Here is a 16,729-nt window from a genome sequence, read left to right as displayed (position 1 = left end):
CATGAGTGACGGATAAAAATGAATCCAGGCGTCGTCTACGCAATCTCGGCCTTCACCATCTGGGGCCTGTTTCCGATCTACTTCAAGGCCTTACATTCGATCAGCGCGCCCGAAATGCTCGCGCACCGGATGGCGTGGTCGATGGCGTTTCTGTTCATCGTGCTCACCGTGCGCCGGCAGTGGCGCTGGCTGCGTCCGGTATTGAGCCAGCGCCGCCTGCTCGCGCGCTTCGCCGCGAGCGCCGTGCTGCTCTCGGCGAACTGGGGACTGTATATCTGGGCCGTGAACGACGGGCGGATCGTGGAGGCGAGTCTCGGGTACTTCATCAATCCGCTCGTGAACGTGCTGTTCGGCATGGCGTTTCTCAAGGAACGGCTGCGCGCGCTGCAATGGGTCGCCGTCGGCATCGCGCTCGCGGGCGTGCTGTGGCTCACGTGGCAAACGGGTCATCCACCGTGGATCAGTCTCGCGCTCGCGCTGACGTTCGGCGGTTACGGCCTCTTGCGCAAAACCGCGAAACTCGGCGCGCTAGAAGGGTTGACGCTCGAAACCATGCTGTTGTTCCCGGTAGCGGTCGCGTTTCTCGCATTTCTGGGCTTGCGCGGCGTGAGCGGTTTCGCGGACGCATCCACCGGCACGCAGATCCTGCTCGCCGCCGCCGGGCCGATCACCGCCGTCCCGCTTCTGCTGTTCGCCGCGGGCGCGCGGCGCATTCCGCTCTCGATGCTCGGATTGATCCAGTACATCACGCCGACGCTGCAGTTGCTGATCGGCGTGCTGGTGTACAGCGAACCGTTCGACGGCGACGATCTGATCGGTTACGGCGCGATATGGGCGGCGCTCGGCGTCTATTCGTTCGAAGGGATTTGGCAGGCGCGGCGCGCAAGGCCGGCGGCTCTGACGTCGTGATGCGTTGACGCTTCAGAGGCCGGCCCGTGCGTTTTTATCGGGCAGCGTCGCCGTATCGATATTCGACGCTGGCGTCGTCGAGCTTTGCTTTCAGGTCGGCGTCGAGCGTGAGGTCCACGGCGGCGAGCGTGTCTTCGAGTTGCTCCGGCCGGCTCGCGCCGATGATCGCCGAGGTCACCGCCGGATTCGCCAGCACCCACGCCACCGAGGTTTTCGCGAGCGATCCCCCCGTCTCGCCGACGATCTTCTTCAGCGTTTCAATCGTGTGAAACTCGCGCTCGTGCCAGTAGCGCTGCTGGTACATTTCGCCGGCTTTGCCCACGGTGCCGGTGAAGCGGCCTTCGCTCGGCGCGGCGTCGTGGCGATGCTTGCCCGTGAGCAATCCGCCCGCGAGCGGGTTATACGGAATCACGGCGAGCCCTTCTTCCTGCGAGAGCGGCAGCAATTCACGCTCGATCTGCCGAAACAGCAGGTTGTAACGCGGCTGCACCGACACGAACCGCGCGAGCCGCAGCGTGTCCGAGCGGCCGAGCGCGCGCGCGAGCCGATAGGCCAGATAATTCGACACACCGATATAGCGCGCCTTGCCGTGCCGCACGATGGTGTCGAGCGCTTCGAGCGTCTCGTCGATCGGCGTGTCGCGGTCGTCGGAGTGAAGCTGGTAGAGATCGACGTAATCGGTATTCAGGCGCGTGAGCGAGGCGTCGATGGCATCGAGCAGATGCTTGCGCGACGCGCCTTGCTGCCACGCCGCCGGGCCCATTTTGCCGACCGCCTTGGTCGCGAGAATGAAGTCGCTGCGCCGCCCCTTGATCCACCGGCCGACGATTTCCTCCGTGCGGCCGGTGGCGGTGTCCGTTGCGCCGAGCGGGTAGACGTCGGCGGTATCGATGAAGTTGACGCCCGCGGCCGCTGCACGGTCCATGATGGCGTGGGACACGCTTTCCTCGGTTTGCAGGCCGAAAGTCATCGTGCCCAGGCATAGTCTCGATACGTTCAGGCCAGTGCGGCCGAATTTGCTGTATTGCACGGGGGGTCTCCTTGGGGTCGACGGTTTGTCAGGATAGCGCTGGCGCGCGGGGCTTGCTTGGACGGTGGTTTTTGCTGGCGCGGTTTGCTTTTGTTTGCCTGTGGTTTCTGTGAACTTGCATTCGTGTGCGTTTATTAGCACGCCGCTATGCGCGGCAGCAGTCACTTTCTTTGCTGCTGCAAAGAAAGTAACCAAAGAAAGCAGCTAGTCCGTCTAAGTGTCCACCACGAACCGTAACCGGGAGGAGGGTGTAATTAGTTTTGTGTAAACGGTCATTTGGCAGGAGACTGCCTGTAACAGGAGCGACGATGACCGTAGCCAAACGCAACAAACGTGCGAAACCCGATCCTGAACTCGTCAAGCTGGCGGACAGGTTGCTGGCGAATTACCAGAAACCCGAGGACCTGGTTGGCGAGAACGGCCTGCTCAAGCAGCTCACCAAGATGCTGGTTGAGCGGGCGCTGGAGACCGAGATGTCCGAGCATCTGGGGCACGGCAAGAGCGAGACCGTCACCAACGCCACGGGAAACACCCGTAACGGTCACAGCGCCAAGACGTTGCAGGGTGAGTTCGGCGAACTACCGCTCGATATCCCGCGTGATCGTCAAGGCGCGTTCGAGCCGAAGCTGGTAGAACGCCATCAGACCCGCTGGTCGGGCTTCGACGACAAGATCATCTCCCTGTACGCACGGGGCCTGAGCGTGCGTGAGATTCAGGGGCATCTGGAAGAGATGTACGGCACCGAAGTGTCGCCCACGCTGATCTCCGCGGTGACCGACGCGGTCAGCGAGGAGGTGAAGCTCTGGCAAGCTCGCCCACTCGACGCGCTGTACCCCATCATTTATCTCGACTGCATCCACGTCAAGGTGCGCGACAGCGGTGCGGTGCGGACTAAGGCGGTCTATCTGGCCATTGGTGTGAACATGGACGGCCACAAGGAAGTGCTGGGACTGTGGATCGCCCAGACCGAGGGGGCGAAGTTCTGGCTGCAGGTGGTCACCGAGTTAAAAACACGCGGCGTGCAGGACATTTTTATCGCCTGCGTCGATGGGCTCAAAGGCTTTCCCGAAGCCATTGAAGCGGTCTATCCGAAAGCAGCCGTGCAGCTTTGCATCGTGCACATGGTGCGCAACTGCCTGAACTTCGTGTCGTGGAAAGTGCAGCGCGAAGTTGCCGCCGATCTGAAGATGATCTACACATCAACGACAGTCGAACTGGCCATGCAAATGCTCGAAGCGTTCGAGGCCAAGTGGGACAAGGACTATCCGTCAATCGGGCAGAGTTGGCGGCGCAACTGGGCACGCGTCGTTCCATTCTTCGACTATCCGCCGGAAATCCGCAAAGTGATCTATACGACCAACGCCATTGAATCGATCAACATGAGCCTGCGCAAGGTGATCAAGACCCGCAGCTCGTTTCCGACCGACGACGCCGTGACCAAGCTGTTTTACCTGGCGCTGAACAACATCAGCAAGAACTGGACGATGCCAATCCGCGATTGGAAGGCAGCTTTGAACCGCTTTACTATCCAGTTCGAGGACAGGCTGATGCCCCGTTAAACCACAACCTGTTTACACAAAATTCGGGACACCCCCACCGGGAGTGGTGCGCAAGCTGATTCGACCATCGCACCACTCAACAGAGTGGAGCCGCTCATCCATCCCCGCAGGCACAAAGTGCCTGCCGGAACGGCATAACCGAACAAACCATACCAACCGAACAAACCGAACAAACCGAACAAACCGAACAAACCGAACAAACCGAACAAACCGAACAAACCGAACAAACCAAACAAACCGAACAAACCAAACCAAACCAAGGCAAACCAGGCAAACCAAACCAAACCAAGGCAAACCAAACCAAACCAAGGCAAACCAAACCAAGGCAAACCAAGCCAAACCAAACCAAGGCAAACCAAACCAAACCAAGCCAAGGCAAACCAAACCAAACCAAGCCAAGGCAAACCGAACAAAACAAACCAAACCAAGCCGCCCGGTGTTGTTGGTGTGCCCGTCGTCCGAGCGCAGCGAGGACGGAACTGACAGGCGCTGTGCCAAAACGAATAACTGCGAGTTAGCCGAATCAGCTTGCGCGCCTATCCGGCTAGTTATGTGTGGTGGACACTTAGACGGATAAGCTGCTTTCTTTGGTTACTTTCTTTGCAGCAGCAAAGAAAGTGACTGCTGCCGCGCATAGCGGCGAGCTAATGGACCTACACGAAAGCAAGTTCCCAGACACGACAGGCAAACAAAAGCAAAAGCGCCAGCAAAAACCCTAGAGCGCCGAAGCAGACCCAGACCCAGACCCCGACCCCGCCCGCACCCCCGGCGGCCCCAGCCGCCGAAACACCAACGCCGATGCCAGCGTAATCCCGCCGACACAAACAAAGCTCAGCCGAAACCCGAGCGCGGCCGACCCAAGCTCACCCTCGAACACCTGCACCAGCGCACCGCCGATCGACACCCCCAGCCCGATCGCCAGCATCTGCACCATCGAGAACAGGCTGTTGCCGCTCCCCGCGTCGCGGATCGAAAGACCCTTGAGCGTGACGCTGTTCATCGCCGCGAACTGCATGGAATTACTCGCGCCGAACACGGCGAGAATCGCGATTTCGAGCGCGAGCGGCGTGTCGGGGGAAAAAGCCGCGAAGCCGATAATCGACCCGCCCACCAGAATCGTGTTGACGAGCAGGAACGTCTCGTAGCCGTATCGCCGCACGAGCGGCGCGATCCAGCCCTTCGCGATCACGCCGGCGAACGCGGCAGGCAGCATCAGTAAGCCCGAATGCAGCGGGCTGTAACCCAGTTGCAATTGCATCAGGAGCGGCAGCAGAAACGGCACGGCGCTCGAACCGATCCGGCAGACCAGATTGCCGATCAACCCGACGCTAAAATTCGGCTCGCGAAAGAGCGCCAGGCGAAAGAGCGGATTGTCGCTGCGCCGTGCGTGCGGAATATAGGCGAGCGCGGCGACGAGGCTGATCCCGAACAGGACCGCCGCGACCGCGCCGCGATGCGTCGGCGCCGGGCTGTCCAGCGCCATCGAGAACGCGACCATGCAAAGCGAAAGCAGCCCGCAGCCGATGAAATCGAAGGGCGGTGCGTCGCCGATCGCGTCGTCGGGCAAAAACCGCAGCGCGGCGACGAGGCCAAGCACGCCGATCGGCACGTTGATCAGGAAAATCCAGTGCCACGTGAACGCCTCGACGAACCAGCCGCCGAGCGTCGGCCCCACGATCGGCCCGACCTGTCCGGCAATCGAAATAGCCGCGAGCGCCGATACATACGCCTCGCCGGTCACGCTGCGCAGCACGGCAAGCCGGCCGATCGGCAGCAGCATCGAGCCGCCGATGCCCTGCAGCACGCGCGCGACGATCAACTGGTTCAGCGTGTGCGCGCTCGCGCAGCAGAGCGAACCGAGCACGAACAGGAGAATGGCGACGAAATACACGCGGCGCGTGCCGAACCGGTCGGCGAGCCACCCGGACGCCGGCGTGAGGAGCGCCATCGTGAGCGTGTAGGCGACAACCACCGGTTGCATCGCGAGCGGCTGGGCGTCGAGGCTGCGCGCCATCGTGGGCAAAGCGGTATTGACGATCGTCGTGTCGAGCGCCTGCATGAAAAAGCCGACGGCGACGATCCATAAGAGCGCCGTGTGAGAAGACTGTCTGGTCATGTGCGATGTAAGGCGAGGGAGATTCCAGCGGGCTTTTCAGCCATGGTGAAATGTTAATGACTGTCGCCGTAATCGGGAACCCCGTTAGCCACATTGACTGTGATCGAAAAAGTCGATAACAATGCGCTCATGCTCAATCCGGTTTGGCTGAACACGTTCGCGACGGTGGCCGCGTCGCAGAGTTTTACCGACGCCGGCCGCCAGCTCGGGCTGACGCAATCGAGCGTATCGGAACACATCCGGCGGCTGGAGGAGAGCGTCGGGCGCCGGCTTTTGACCCGCGACACCCACTCGCTCGCGCTCACGGCCGACGGCGAAGCGATGCTCACGCACGCGCGGCTGATTCTGGAGGCGATGTCGCGCGCCGAGTCGCAGTTCCGCTCGCCGCGCCTGAAAGGTCGCGTCCGTCTCGGTTCGTCCGACGATCTCGCGCTCGGCCCGCTGCCGAGCGTGCTCGCCGCCTTTCGCAGCGCGCATCCGGACGTGGAACTGGAGATCACGATCGGCATGACCGGGCGGCTTTACGAGCTTCTCGACGCGGGCACGATCGATTTACTGATCGGCAAGCGGCGCGTCGGCGATCCACGCGGGCTGCTGCTTTTCACCGGGCGGCTGGAATGGCTCGCGAAGCCAGGCACGATCGTCGATCTTTCCGCGCCGCTGCCGCTCAGTCTCGTCGCCGAACCGAGCGTGACGCGGGCCGCCGTCCTCGATGCGCTCGCCAAATCCGGCGCAAGCTGGCAAATGGTGTGTACGAGCAGCAGCCACGCTGGCTGCATCGCTGCGGCGCGCGGCGGGCTGGGCCTCACGGTGCGCTCGAATTTCCTGGCCGCGCGCGGACTCGCGCCGCCGGAAAACCGGGCGGCGCTGCCGGAGTTGCCGGAGGTCGAATTCATCGCGCTGGGCGCGGGGCACCTGAGCCGGCCCGCGGAAACGCTGCTGAAACTGATCCAGGATAGCGATCTGCGTGGCGAGTGGCCGGGCGAATGAGCACCGAAACCCGCGCGGCGCGGAACTTGCGGTGGCGCGAATGCAACGCAACGCGGCGCCCGGGCGCATCCGGCGATTGCGCGCGCCAAAAGCCTTCTTATATATTGAGCACCGTCTCCGAATACCGCCCTTTAATTTACCGGACGGCGCGTTTAATCCGTGAGTGTGCCCCGTTGCGTGCCCGGATTCCGTGCCCCGATTCCGTGCCCCGATTCCGTGCTCCGAATTGTGTCCCCGATCCTTCGTCCCATTCAATGAACGCAGTTCAAGCCGCCCGTTTCCGCCCCATTTCAGCCGGTGTCGTGCGACCGTGATCTTCGCCGCCCGACGCCTGATCGTCTCATTGCTCGTGCTGTGCGCTATGCCCGCGCAGGCCGCATCGAACGTCGCAAAAAACTGCGCCGCGCTGGAAGGCAAGGCCGTACCGGCGTCGATCATCGGCCTGCCGACGCGCGGCGCGATCGTCACCGGCGCGACGCTCGTCACGGCGGCGGCGCCCGGAAATCGCAACGGCGAATATTGCAGGATCACGGGCAGCATCAAGGCAGTGGTCGATACGACGCCGGATATCCGCTTCGAAGTGAACCTGCCGAGCCGCTGGAACGGCCGCGCGCTTCAGATGGGCGGCGGCGGCTACAACGGCGTGATCGTGAGCGGCACGGAGCCGATGTCGTTCGCGCCCGATTCGACGCCGCTCGCGCGCGGCTACGCGACCTTCGGCTCGGATTCCGGCCACACCGGTAATTCGGGACGCGCGGACTTCGCGGCGAACGACGAAGCCATCGTCAATTTCGGCTTTGCGCACCTGAAGAAAACCCACGACGTGGCGCTCGTGCTGATCGCGATGGGCTACGGGCGCGGTCCGGAGAAAACGTACTTCGCGGGCGGATCGACGGGCGGGCGTGAAGGCTTCACCGTGATCGAGCGCTTTCCCGCCGATTACGACGGCGTGATCGCCAATGCGCCCGCGATCAACTTCGCCGGCGTCCGGTTGATGGGCGCGAAAGTAGGGCAGTTGTCGTATGCCAAACCGGGCGGATTCGTCGGGATCGCGCAGCAGCGGCGCGTGTTCGAGACGGTCGTTCACGAATGCGACGCGCTCGACGGCGCGACCGACGGCATCGTCAGTAATGTCGAGGCGTGCCGCAAGCTCGAACCCGCGATCATCGCGTCGCTGCGCTGCGAGAACGGCCAGCGGCCCGCGCTGCGCGAGAGTTGTCTTTCCGACGCACAGTTGGCCACGCTCGAAGGACTGCGCGACGGATTGCAATTGCCGTATGCGCTCGCGCATGGCGTCGACGAATATCCGGGCTACAACGTTTTTCAGGGCGCGGATTTCACGAGCGGGCTCGGGCTCGGCGATTCGCCGGCGCTCGTGCAGCCGCCGAGTTTCGCCGCCAACGGCTATCTGTACGCGCAAGGCGACGCGTTCCTCAAATACTTCCTTACGCGCGACGCGTCGTTCGCGAGCCTGAATTTCGATATCGCCGATCCGGGCCGTTATCGCCAGCGCCTCGTGTCGCTGTCGTCCACGGTGGGCGCGATGAATCCCGACCTGTCCGTGTTCATCGCGAACGGCGGCAAGCTCATCACCATGCACGGCCTCGCCGACGAAGTTATCAGCCCGAACCAGACCATCGCGTTCTACCAGAATCTCGTCGATCATTACGGCCAGGCGACCGTCGATGCGTTCATGCGCCTCTACATGGTGCCCGGCTTCCAGCACGGCAACGGCGTATTCATTCCCGCGTGGGACGAACTCGGCGCGCTCGACGCGTGGGTCTCGCGCGACATCTCGCCGGAAACGCTCAACGGCACCGATATCGCCTCGGCGACCAACGGCCGCTCGCGCCCGATCTGCCGTTATCCGATGTATCCGCGCTATCTCGGGCACGGCAGCATCGACAACGCGTCGAGCTTTCATTGCGTGAATCCGTAATCCGCCGCGCGCGCTTGCCTGTTTAAAACACGCCGACACCCGGCGACGCACGCGGCAGCCATCTCCCCAGCACTCGTGCGCAAACGCGCTGCAACCGGCTCGTCGGCGACGTGCGGTAAGACGTGATCGACAGTGCAACCGGGTGCGCCATCTCCGATGAAATCCACACGCGCTCACCGCGCACGAGCCGCGCGATTTCGCCGGCTTCCAGCCAGTAGTCGTTGAGATCGCCGTGACGCGTGAGCCAGATGCGCACGTCGTGTGCGCGCAGTTCGGCATCGCGCGCGACGCGCCACGAGAGCGTCACGCGTGGTTGTAGATCGAAATACACCACGATCTTCGTGCGGGCCACGGCAACTTCCGTGGCGGCTTCTATTGCGAATGCGCGGGACTTCGAAACGTCTTTTATCGGTGCTCTCCACGTTGTGAGCCGAGAGACGGAGTCGCGCATCCAAAAAACAAAAGGCCCCGTCTGGATCGGCGGGGCCTTCGGAAACGACAGTGATGCTGTTCGTCTTAGCGCACGCGCGCTCCCGATGACCCGCCAGTGGCGTTCATTGGGTTGCAAATCGCGATTCGCGCGTGAAGACGGAGTGAGTGCATGGACCTGAGTATCGTGTGGCGTCGTTGCGCTGTCAATATCGAGATAGCGGAATTTACGAGAGGGCGCGAGGTGCCGGATTCGCGGCGCTTACTGGAAATTCGACGCTGCGGCGAGCGCCGCGCACCTCACACTTTCTTGACGAACGCGGTCTTGAGTACGAGTCCTTTCACCTTCTCCACGTTGCACTCGATCTCCTCCTCGTCGGCGGTCAGGCGGATATTTTTCGCGATCGTGCCGCGTTTTAACGTGACCGACGTACCCTTGACCTTGAGGTCCTTGATGAGTTGCACGGCGTCGCCGTCGGCGAGCAGGTTGCCGTTGCTGTCGCGAACCTTGAGCGCGTCGCGGTCGTCGGAAGAGGTCATGGTGAGGGTGCGTCCGTTGAAGAAAGTGAAATGACAAGCCGAATGGGGCGCCATTATAGTGCCGCCGCTCGCGCGTTTCGACGCGGCTATCCCATAACTGCGCCGGCGCGAAAAGGTGCTATTTTTGTGGTTTGAGCGCGCCGTGCGCTACATGTATCGGAGTTGAGCGACTCTTCGAGAATTATCTTATGCAATCGCACACTTTTAAACTGAATTAATACGGATGCCTAACGCTATTGCCACTGTTAATTACACCCGCGAACAAATCGACGGGTGGTTCGACGCGCGCGTCATCATGTTGGGTCGCGCGTGCGTCGATGCGGTGGCGAAACTCGAATGGCACGGCGCGACGTTGCGGGGAAAAGTGCGGGGCGCGGGGCGCGCGTCGAACGAAACCGAGGTGACGTTCGAGGCGCATGCGGACGGCGCGCTGGAAATTCATTGCCGCTGCTCGTGTCCCGGTGCGCCGGGCTGCGAGCACGCGGCGGCGCTGCTCATGCGCGGCATCGAGCAAAAGCCCGAGTTGCCCGGCAACGTGCGCCCCGAAGTGCTGCGATGGCTCCAGACGTTTCGCGGACAACTCGACGCGCCGCGCCGGGGAACGCGTCGCGCTTCATCCACGGAGCCGGTGTATCGGCTGTCTTACGTGATCGGCGAGGCGAGCGGCAGCAGCGCGCCGGCACGCGACGGCGTGGGCATCGTCAGTTTATTCAAGGCGCGGCTGAACGGCGATGGCTCGCTGGGCGCGCTCAGTCAGCGTTGGGACAGCGTCGAAATGGCGCTGGTGAATCCGCCCAAATTTCTCCTCGACGAAGATCTGGCGATCATGCGCACGTTGCTGCGAGACCGGCCGCGCGCGCGGCGCGGGCTGGAACTCGCGGGTGAGAGCGGCGCAACCGCGCTCGCGCAAATGATCGCGACGGGCCGCGCGATGACCCATCTCGGCGGCACGCTCAAGCCGTTGATGCTGGACGCGGCGCGCGGCGGGCGGATCGAGTGGAGACCCGAGCGCGACGAACGTCTGCGTCCGCTGTTGCATACGGATCCCGTCTCGACCCGCGTGCTCGCCACGCAGCCTCCATGGTTTATCGACGCAGGCGCGCAAGGTGAGCGCTCGCCGGCCACGGCCGGGCCGGTCGATGTGCCGTGGTCCCCGGCGCTACTCGAAACGTATTTGCAGATGCCGCCGCTTTCACTCGACGAAGCCGCGCTCGTCGGCACGGTGCTGCGCGAAAGCGCATCCACGTTGCCGCCGCCGCCCGCGCCGGACAGTCCGTTCGTGCGCGTGATCGACGTCGAGCCGGTACCGGTTCTCACGCTCGGCACGCTGCCGGTGTACGCGGTGAGTACGTCGGGTGCGACGAACGTGACGAACTCAACAAACGCGCCGGTCCGCGATGCGCATCGGGCGAGCACGCTGGATTATGCCGCGATCCATTTCGATTACGACGGCGTTCAGCTCGACATGGACGACGACGCGAGCCTGCTTGCGTCGTCGTCGGGTGGCTTCGTCCACGTGAAGCGGCACGAGAGCGCCGAGCGCGCGCGCCTCGGCCAGCTGAACGTGGCCGGGCTCGCCCGCATTCCCGCCGCGCGCGCCTACGGCCCCGAGCCGTTCCCGTCGCCGGTGTTCGGCTTCGACGACGCCGGGCAATGGGATGCGTTCGTCGCGGCTGCGCTGCCCGAGTTGCGCGCGAGCGGCTGGCGCATCCGGATGACGCCGGCCTTCCGCCTGAACGTGATCGAAGTCACCGAAATAGAAGGGTCGGTGAGCGAATCGGCCGATGGCTGGTTCGATATCGATATGGGTATCACGGTGGCGGGCCGGCGCGTGAAGCTCGGGCCGTTGCTCGTGAATCTGCTGCGCGCCGACCGCCGCTGGCTCGCGGCGCTCGACACGATCGCCGACGACGAGCCGGTCGAACTCGTCACCGAGCGCGGCGAACGCGTGATGCTGCGTGCGCATCGGCTCAAGCCGGTGGTGCGTGTGCTGATCGACCTGTTCGACGATCTCGGCGCCGCGAAACTGCGCGTGTCGCGGCTCGAAACCGGGCGGATCGAGGCGTTGCTCGAAACCGGCCGCTGGGAATTTCAAGGCGACGCGTCGCTCCGCCAGCTTGCGCAATACTTGCAAACCGGCGGCGGTCTTCGCGAAATACCCATGCCGCGCGGGCTCGCCGCCGAGTTGCGGCCATATCAGCGGCAAGGACTCAACTGGATGCAGTTCCTGCGCGAACACGGGCTTTGCGGCGTGCTCGCGGACGACATGGGTCTCGGCAAAACCGTGCAGACGCTAGCGCACATTTTGTGCGAGCAGGAAGGCGGGCGGCTCGACCTGCCTGTTTTGATCGTGGTTCCGACCACGCTCGTTCACAACTGGCGCGACGAAGTTCGGCGGTTCGCGCCGTCGCTGCGCGTGCTGGATCTGCACGGTCCGAAGCGCCAGGACCGCTTCGATGAAATCGGCAGGCACGATATCGTGCTGACCACGTACCCGCTGGTCTGGCGCGATGCCGAACGGCTGGCGGCGTATGCGTTTCACCTGCTGATCCTCGACGAAGCGCAGTACGTGAAGAATGCCGGCACCAAGGCGGGCGCGGCGATTCGCGCATTGTCGGCGCGTCATCGGCTGAGTTTGACCGGCACGCCGCTCGAAAATCATCTCGGCGAATTGTGGTCGCAGTTCGATTTCCTGCTGCCCGGATTTCTCGGCAGCCAGAAGGATTTCACGCGCCGCTGGCGCACGCCGATCGAAAAATCGGGCGACACCGTGCGGCGCGACCTGCTCGCGCGGCGCATCCGCCCGTTCATGCTGCGCCGCCTGAAGGACGAGGTTGCGCGCGATTTGCCGCCGAAAACGCTGATCGTGCGCAATGTGGAGCTGGAGGGCGGCCAGCGCGATCTTTACGAGAGCGTGCGCGCGGCCATGCAGGACAAGGTGCGCTCGGCGATCGCGGCGCAAGGGCTCGCGCGCAGCCGGATCGTCGTGCTCGACGCGCTGCTCAAACTGCGGCAAGTGTGCTGCGATCCGGCGCTCGTCAAGCTGCCGAGGGCCGCGAAGGTGAAGGAATCGGCGAAGCTCGAATTGCTGCTCGAGATGTTGCCGGAGTTGATCGATGAAGGTCGCCGCGTGCTGGTGTTTTCGCAATTCACCGGCATGCTCGGGCTGATTGCGAGCGCGCTCGACCGGGCCGGAATTGCCTATGTCACGCTGACGGGCGAAACCGCGGATCGGCGCGTCCCGGTCGCGCGCTTCCAGCACGGGGAGGTGCCGCTCTTTCTCATCAGCCTGAAGGCGGGCGGCGTGGGACTGAATCTGACGGCCGCCGACACGGTGATCCACTACGATCCATGGTGGAATCCGGCTGCGGAGAATCAGGCCACCGACCGGGCGCACAGGCTCGGACAGGACAAACCGGTTTTCGTCTACAAGCTCATCGCGGCGGGCAGTATCGAGGAGCGGATCGTCGCGATGCAGGCGCGCAAGGCGGCGCTCGCCGGCAGCATGTTGTCGGGCGACCCGCTCTTCGCGAAGAAATTTTCGGAGGATGAAATCGAGTCGTTGTTCGAGCCGATTCCGTCCGAATGAAGCGCGAACTAGAACGCTGGCGACGTGTGAGCGAAGCCATAAAAAAAAGCCGCTTCCGATAACACCGGAAGCGGCTTTTCCATACCGGTCGCAACCAATCGACCTTAGCGGTCAACCTTAGCTGCCGACATAACCCGTCGGCGTGGTCGCGTGCGCCTTCGCGACCGTCGCGTTCGACGACACCACGTATTGCGGCGATTCCGTCAGTCCCAGCGTCAATGTGCCGTTGCTGTAGGCGCGCGCGCTCGGGTTGCCCATCGAGTCGATCACCTGCACCGTGCCGCTCGTGCCCGGCGCATCGACGGCGAGCGAGTACGACTTGGTGTGCGTCCAGCTAAAGACCCGGCCGGCCGGCCAGACGTCGTTGTCATGCATCCACAGCGCCGTGACCACCTTGCCGCCGCCGACCTGCTGGAATGAATACGCGTAGACGCCGGACGGCGTGCTCTTCACCGGCCCGAGCGTGGTCGTGCCGTCGAGGACGCGGGTCATCGCGGCAACCGCCATCGCGGCGGGCTTCGGGCTCAGGTTAGTCGCGCCGAACTGGCCTTGGCTGTGGTCGAGGTCGAAGAACGTGCCGTAACCCACTTCATCCGGATAATCCGCGCCGTAGAACACATAGGTCTGGTCCGCGCCTTCGCCGAGCAGAATGATGTGCGTGCGCGCGACCACCGCGCCTTGCGCGAACAGCACGTTCGGCGTCGGATAGTTCTCGGAGTATTGCGAGCCGAGGTCGTAGCTGATGCCGGTTTCCGTGACGAAGAGCTTCATGCCCGGCTTGTACTCGGCGGCCATTTCAGCGCGCAGGTTGCGCATTTCGTTGGGCAGCGAGTTGGCGGCATCGGCGGCGTTCGCGTCCGTGTGATGGCGCTCGGGCGGATGCGACGGCGACGTGCCCGCATCGTAATAACCGTGCGTCGCCACGCCGTCGATGTAATTCTTGAAGCCGAGCGGGGCGAGCGCCTTCAGACGATCCGTCGTGAGCGACGGGAACGGATCGGCCGGACCCATCACGACAGCGCGGCTATCGGTGGAATGCAGCCCGTCATGCGCCGCGCGATACATCGCGACGAGGTTCGCGTTCGTGTCCTTCCAGTTCGGCTCCCAGGTCACCTGGTAGTAATTGGCCGACTGCTTCGGGTAATAACGCGCGCGGATCGACTCCGTTTCCGTGCCGATGCGGCTCATGTAGTTCTGGTAGTAGTCGAGATCGCTCGGCGCGTAGCTGAAATCCGGCGACTGGCCGTGCGAGCTGAGCCAGCCCGGAACGCCGTCGAGCCGCACGAGCCGCATGACATCGCCCGACGTGTAGAACGAATCGAGATGGTTCGCCGACGGGTTGAAGGTATTGCGCCCGTTCGGCTCCATGTTGTACATCTGGCGGTCGTCGATGGTCGACGTGATGCCGAGCGCGCTCAGCAAGGCGCCGTTGTCGTTGAAACCCTGCATGCCGAAGCGGTGCTGGTCCTGCTTCGTGTAGTTCACGGCGGGCAGGACGCTGCCGAGATCGGGCAGCACGCCGAACGTGGCGATGCCGTTCGGCCGCGTTCCCGCGTTCTGCACCTGGCCGCCCGCCGTCGCGAGCGAGGCCGAGACGGCGAAGTAACCGGCGACCGTGGACGTGCAGGTCAGCGTGTTCGTTTTAGCGCCGGCGGACGCGGCGAAACTGCCGCTCGTGACGATATCGCCGATGTTGTTGGTGATCTTCCATTTCAGCGTATCGGCCGCGTCCGGACGCGTCGTGATCGCGATCCGGAACGTGCTGCCCGACGCGTAGATGCGGCTGCCGTCGGCGGTGGGCGTATCGACGGTGATTGCGCCGCCGCTGCCTTGCGCGCCCGAAACGGCGGGCGACGTGCAGGTCATTTTCGGTTTGACGGCGGCGTTGGCGACGGCGGTGAGGCTGGCGTCGCTGCTATCGGTTGCCGCGTGGCTCGCGGCGCTGAGGGAACTGTCGTCGTTGCCGCCGCAGCCGGCGAGAGCGAGCGCGAGGGCGGAGAGCAGGAAAGGGGAGGATTTCATCGGAAGTCGTGGATACGGATTAGCCGGGGCTTGAATCAAAGGCCACAGCGACGCAATGTGCGTCAGGTTCGGGCGGAGACAGCCTGGTGTTGTCCGTCGGAATCGACGGCGTCAGGCCGATGAACGTCTGCACAGTGGTCGCGTCGCGAAAACCGACGCGGAAAGCCTGTCGCAAACGTTTGCGGTCGATCATGGGATCGATCGGTAAAACAATTCGGGCTCTTTTGGCCCAGATTCGACGGGGGAGACGAACGGACAACGAGGTGCTGCTTAAAGCGAAAAAAGCGGCGGAAAAAAGCGGCGGAAAAAAACGCGGTTGTGAAAGTCGCGGGGGCGTACGTGCGCGGGGCGCGTGTCGAATCGGAGCTTTTCAACAGCTTTTGACTGTCTTTCCCGAACCAGCTCGACAACGTTTCCGGCAGGCAAATCATACGTCTACTTAGGGTTACAGTCGGTAATATGAAGTAACGACTCGTAACGTATGACAATTCCGATGATTTCCGGAGCCTATGCCGAACGGCCGTATTGCGCTTGGCCCGCTGCGAGCCGGATACTCGGGTGATGGTGGCTGGTCACCGAAACCGCTGAATCCCGCGAGGAGAATTCGATGTCGTACTTGTTGCTGATCGTGGAGCCCGTTGGACAACGCGACGAGCGAACGCAGGAGGAGGGCCGCGCGTTGTACGAGCAGATGCTGCGTTTCGCCGATAAATTGCAGGCGCGTGGCGTGTTGCTCGCCTGCGAATCGCTGAGTTCGCAGCGCGACGCGGTGCGGGTTCAGGGAGCAGGCGGCGAACGCCGGTTGATCGACGGGCCGTTTGCGGAAGTGAAGGAGATGGTCGGCGGCTTCTTCCTGCTCGCTTGCGAGACGCGTGAAGAAGCGGTGGCGATTGCCGGCGAATGTCCGGCCGCCGCGTGGTGTACGGTGGAAGTTCGCCGCGTCGGTCCGTGCTTTACCTGATTTTTTTTTGCCGCGGCGTGTCGATTCGGTTGCGGCTCGCGCGTCGTCAGGAAGATAGGCGAGCGATTCTCGGCGCTGTGTTTCGCCTTGTCACGAAACGCGCGCAGACTTTCTCGATCCCAGACCGGCCGGCATAGATCCGATCACGCTGGCCGGTGCCGGTTGAACCATTCGAATGCAACTACGGAGCGCAGCATGCACAAGCAGATTTACGTGAACCTTCCGGTCAGCGATCTCAAGCGTTCACGCGCGTTTTTCGAGGCGCTCGGGCTCGATTTCGAGCCGCGCTTCACCAACGATCAGGCCGCGTGCCTGATCCTCGGCGAAAACATCTTCGCGATGCTGCTCACGACCGAGTTTGCCAAGGGCTTCACCGCCAAGCCCATCGCCGACGCGCGCGAAACCACCGAAGTGCTCGTTTGCCTGTCGTGCGAGAGCCGCGCGGAGGTCGATGGACTGGTCGAAAAGGCGGTCGCGGCGGGCGGAAAATCGCCGCGCGCGCCGCAGGACTACGGCTTCATGTATGGGCGCGGCTTCGAAGATCCGGATGGTCATCAGTGGGAATTGATGCACATGGATCCGCAAGCGTCGTGAGCGGCCAGGAAAAAGCGGAGAAGGGCACGTCGATCCATCGCGCGATCGAGG

General features: G+C 63.2%; 14 protein-coding genes. 7 read left to right on the top strand and 7 right to left on the bottom strand.

Annotation, left to right across the window (positions count from 1 at the left end; genetic code table 11):
- Positions 1-18: 18 nt before the first annotated feature.
- A complete protein-coding gene (gene rarD, locus AC3D25_RS08440) occupies positions 19-909 on the top strand; it encodes an EamA family transporter RarD (protein ID WP_488887967.1) in 891 nt (296 codons plus the stop codon).
- A gap of 34 nt (positions 910-943) precedes the next feature.
- On the opposite strand, the gene AC3D25_RS08435 is transcribed toward rarD, so the two are convergent.
- Positions 944-1,939, bottom strand: a complete 996-nt coding sequence (locus AC3D25_RS08435) for an aldo/keto reductase (protein WP_488887966.1) — start codon at positions 1,937-1,939, stop codon at positions 944-946.
- 308 nt (positions 1,940-2,247) lie between these two features.
- Between AC3D25_RS08435 and AC3D25_RS08430 the strand changes: the two genes are divergently transcribed.
- Positions 2,248-3,498, top strand: coding sequence for an IS256 family transposase (locus AC3D25_RS08430; protein ID WP_488887153.1), 1,251 nt, complete (start codon positions 2,248-2,250; stop codon positions 3,496-3,498).
- On the opposite strand, the gene AC3D25_RS08425 is transcribed toward AC3D25_RS08430, so the two are convergent.
- Complete coding sequence (locus AC3D25_RS08425; RefSeq protein ID WP_488887965.1) at positions 3,495-3,926, bottom strand: hypothetical protein; 432 nt, start codon at positions 3,924-3,926, stop codon at positions 3,495-3,497. The two genes, AC3D25_RS08430 and AC3D25_RS08425, sit on opposite strands and share 4 nt — an antisense overlap.
- Before the next feature lie 287 nt (positions 3,927-4,213).
- The gene (locus AC3D25_RS08420; protein WP_488887964.1) at positions 4,214-5,614 is read right to left on the bottom strand and encodes a DHA2 family efflux MFS transporter permease subunit; all 1,401 of its coding nucleotides are present in this window, start codon (positions 5,612-5,614) and stop codon (positions 4,214-4,216) included.
- A gap of 129 nt (positions 5,615-5,743) precedes the next feature.
- Here AC3D25_RS08420 and AC3D25_RS08415 point away from each other — a divergent pair, with 129 nt between their 5' ends.
- Positions 5,744-6,604, top strand: a complete 861-nt coding sequence (locus AC3D25_RS08415) for a LysR family transcriptional regulator (protein WP_488887963.1) — start codon at positions 5,744-5,746, stop codon at positions 6,602-6,604.
- Between the two features lie 361 nt (positions 6,605-6,965).
- Positions 6,966-8,543, top strand: coding sequence for a tannase/feruloyl esterase family alpha/beta hydrolase (locus AC3D25_RS08410; RefSeq protein ID WP_488889639.1), 1,578 nt, complete (start codon positions 6,966-6,968; stop codon positions 8,541-8,543).
- A gap of 22 nt (positions 8,544-8,565) precedes the next feature.
- On the opposite strand, the gene AC3D25_RS08405 is transcribed toward AC3D25_RS08410, so the two are convergent.
- Both AC3D25_RS08405 and AC3D25_RS08400 read right to left on the bottom strand, forming a co-directional pair.
- Entirely contained in the window at positions 8,566-8,895 is a 330-nt protein-coding gene (locus tag AC3D25_RS08405; RefSeq protein WP_488887962.1) for a DUF2917 domain-containing protein, read from the bottom strand.
- A gap of 377 nt (positions 8,896-9,272) precedes the next feature.
- Positions 9,273-9,512 carry an alkylphosphonate utilization protein gene (locus AC3D25_RS08400; protein WP_488887961.1) on the bottom strand — a complete coding sequence of 80 codons (240 nt, stop codon included), beginning with the start codon at positions 9,510-9,512 and terminating at the stop codon, positions 9,273-9,275.
- Between the two features lie 223 nt (positions 9,513-9,735).
- Between AC3D25_RS08400 and AC3D25_RS08395 the strand changes: the two genes are divergently transcribed.
- Entirely contained in the window at positions 9,736-13,101 is a 3,366-nt protein-coding gene (locus tag AC3D25_RS08395) for a DEAD/DEAH box helicase (protein WP_488887960.1), read from the top strand.
- A gap of 117 nt (positions 13,102-13,218) precedes the next feature.
- Here AC3D25_RS08395 and AC3D25_RS08390 read toward each other — a convergent pair whose 3' ends face one another.
- Together AC3D25_RS08390 and AC3D25_RS08385 are read right to left on the bottom strand one after the other, a co-directional pair.
- Positions 13,219-15,123, bottom strand: a complete 1,905-nt coding sequence (locus AC3D25_RS08390; RefSeq protein ID WP_488887959.1) for a hypothetical protein — start codon at positions 15,121-15,123, stop codon at positions 13,219-13,221.
- A gap of 19 nt (positions 15,124-15,142) precedes the next feature.
- Complete coding sequence (locus AC3D25_RS08385) at positions 15,143-15,316, bottom strand: hypothetical protein (RefSeq protein WP_488887958.1); 174 nt, start codon at positions 15,314-15,316, stop codon at positions 15,143-15,145.
- Positions 15,317-15,730: 414 nt separating this feature from the next.
- On the opposite strand from AC3D25_RS08385, the gene AC3D25_RS08380 reads away from it, so the two are divergent.
- Together AC3D25_RS08380 and AC3D25_RS08375 are read left to right on the top strand one after the other, a co-directional pair.
- Positions 15,731-16,084: a YciI family protein gene (locus AC3D25_RS08380; protein ID WP_488887957.1), complete on the top strand. Its 354-nt coding sequence runs from the start codon at positions 15,731-15,733 to the stop codon at positions 16,082-16,084.
- 195 nt (positions 16,085-16,279) lie between these two features.
- Positions 16,280-16,678 (top strand): VOC family protein, encoded by a 399-nt coding sequence (locus tag AC3D25_RS08375; RefSeq protein ID WP_488887956.1) that lies wholly within the window; start codon positions 16,280-16,282, stop codon positions 16,676-16,678.
- Positions 16,679-16,729 lie beyond the last annotated feature (51 nt).

The organism is Caballeronia sp. SL1002 (assembly GCF_057814995.1).
The sequence above is the reverse complement of the archived record's forward strand: the minus strand, read 5'-3'. Positions and strand labels throughout refer to the sequence as shown.

What these genes read in the sequence shown, in the direction of transcription:
- AC3D25_RS08395 (WP_488887960.1), top strand. Translation starts at nt 9,736, where the DNA reads ATGCCTAACGCTATTGCCACTGTTAATTACACCCGCGAACAAATCGAC.
- AC3D25_RS08420 (WP_488887964.1), bottom strand. Translation starts at nt 5,614, where the DNA reads ATGACCAGACAGTCTTCTCACACGGCGCTCTTATGGATCGTCGCCGTC.
- AC3D25_RS08400 (WP_488887961.1), bottom strand. Translation starts at nt 9,512, where the DNA reads ATGACCTCTTCCGACGACCGCGACGCGCTCAAGGTTCGCGACAGCAAC.
- AC3D25_RS08385 (WP_488887958.1), bottom strand. Translation starts at nt 15,316, where the DNA reads ATGATCGACCGCAAACGTTTGCGACAGGCTTTCCGCGTCGGTTTTCGC.
- rarD (WP_488887967.1), top strand. Translation starts at nt 19, where the DNA reads ATGAATCCAGGCGTCGTCTACGCAATCTCGGCCTTCACCATCTGGGGC.
- AC3D25_RS08375 (WP_488887956.1), top strand. Translation starts at nt 16,280, where the DNA reads ATGCACAAGCAGATTTACGTGAACCTTCCGGTCAGCGATCTCAAGCGT.
- AC3D25_RS08410 (WP_488889639.1), top strand. Translation starts at nt 6,966, where the DNA reads ATGCCCGCGCAGGCCGCATCGAACGTCGCAAAAAACTGCGCCGCGCTG.
- AC3D25_RS08380 (WP_488887957.1), top strand. Translation starts at nt 15,731, where the DNA reads ATGTCGTACTTGTTGCTGATCGTGGAGCCCGTTGGACAACGCGACGAG.
- AC3D25_RS08415 (WP_488887963.1), top strand. Translation starts at nt 5,744, where the DNA reads ATGCTCAATCCGGTTTGGCTGAACACGTTCGCGACGGTGGCCGCGTCG.
- AC3D25_RS08430 (WP_488887153.1), top strand. Translation starts at nt 2,248, where the DNA reads ATGACCGTAGCCAAACGCAACAAACGTGCGAAACCCGATCCTGAACTC.
- AC3D25_RS08390 (WP_488887959.1), bottom strand. Translation starts at nt 15,123, where the DNA reads ATGAAATCCTCCCCTTTCCTGCTCTCCGCCCTCGCGCTCGCTCTCGCC.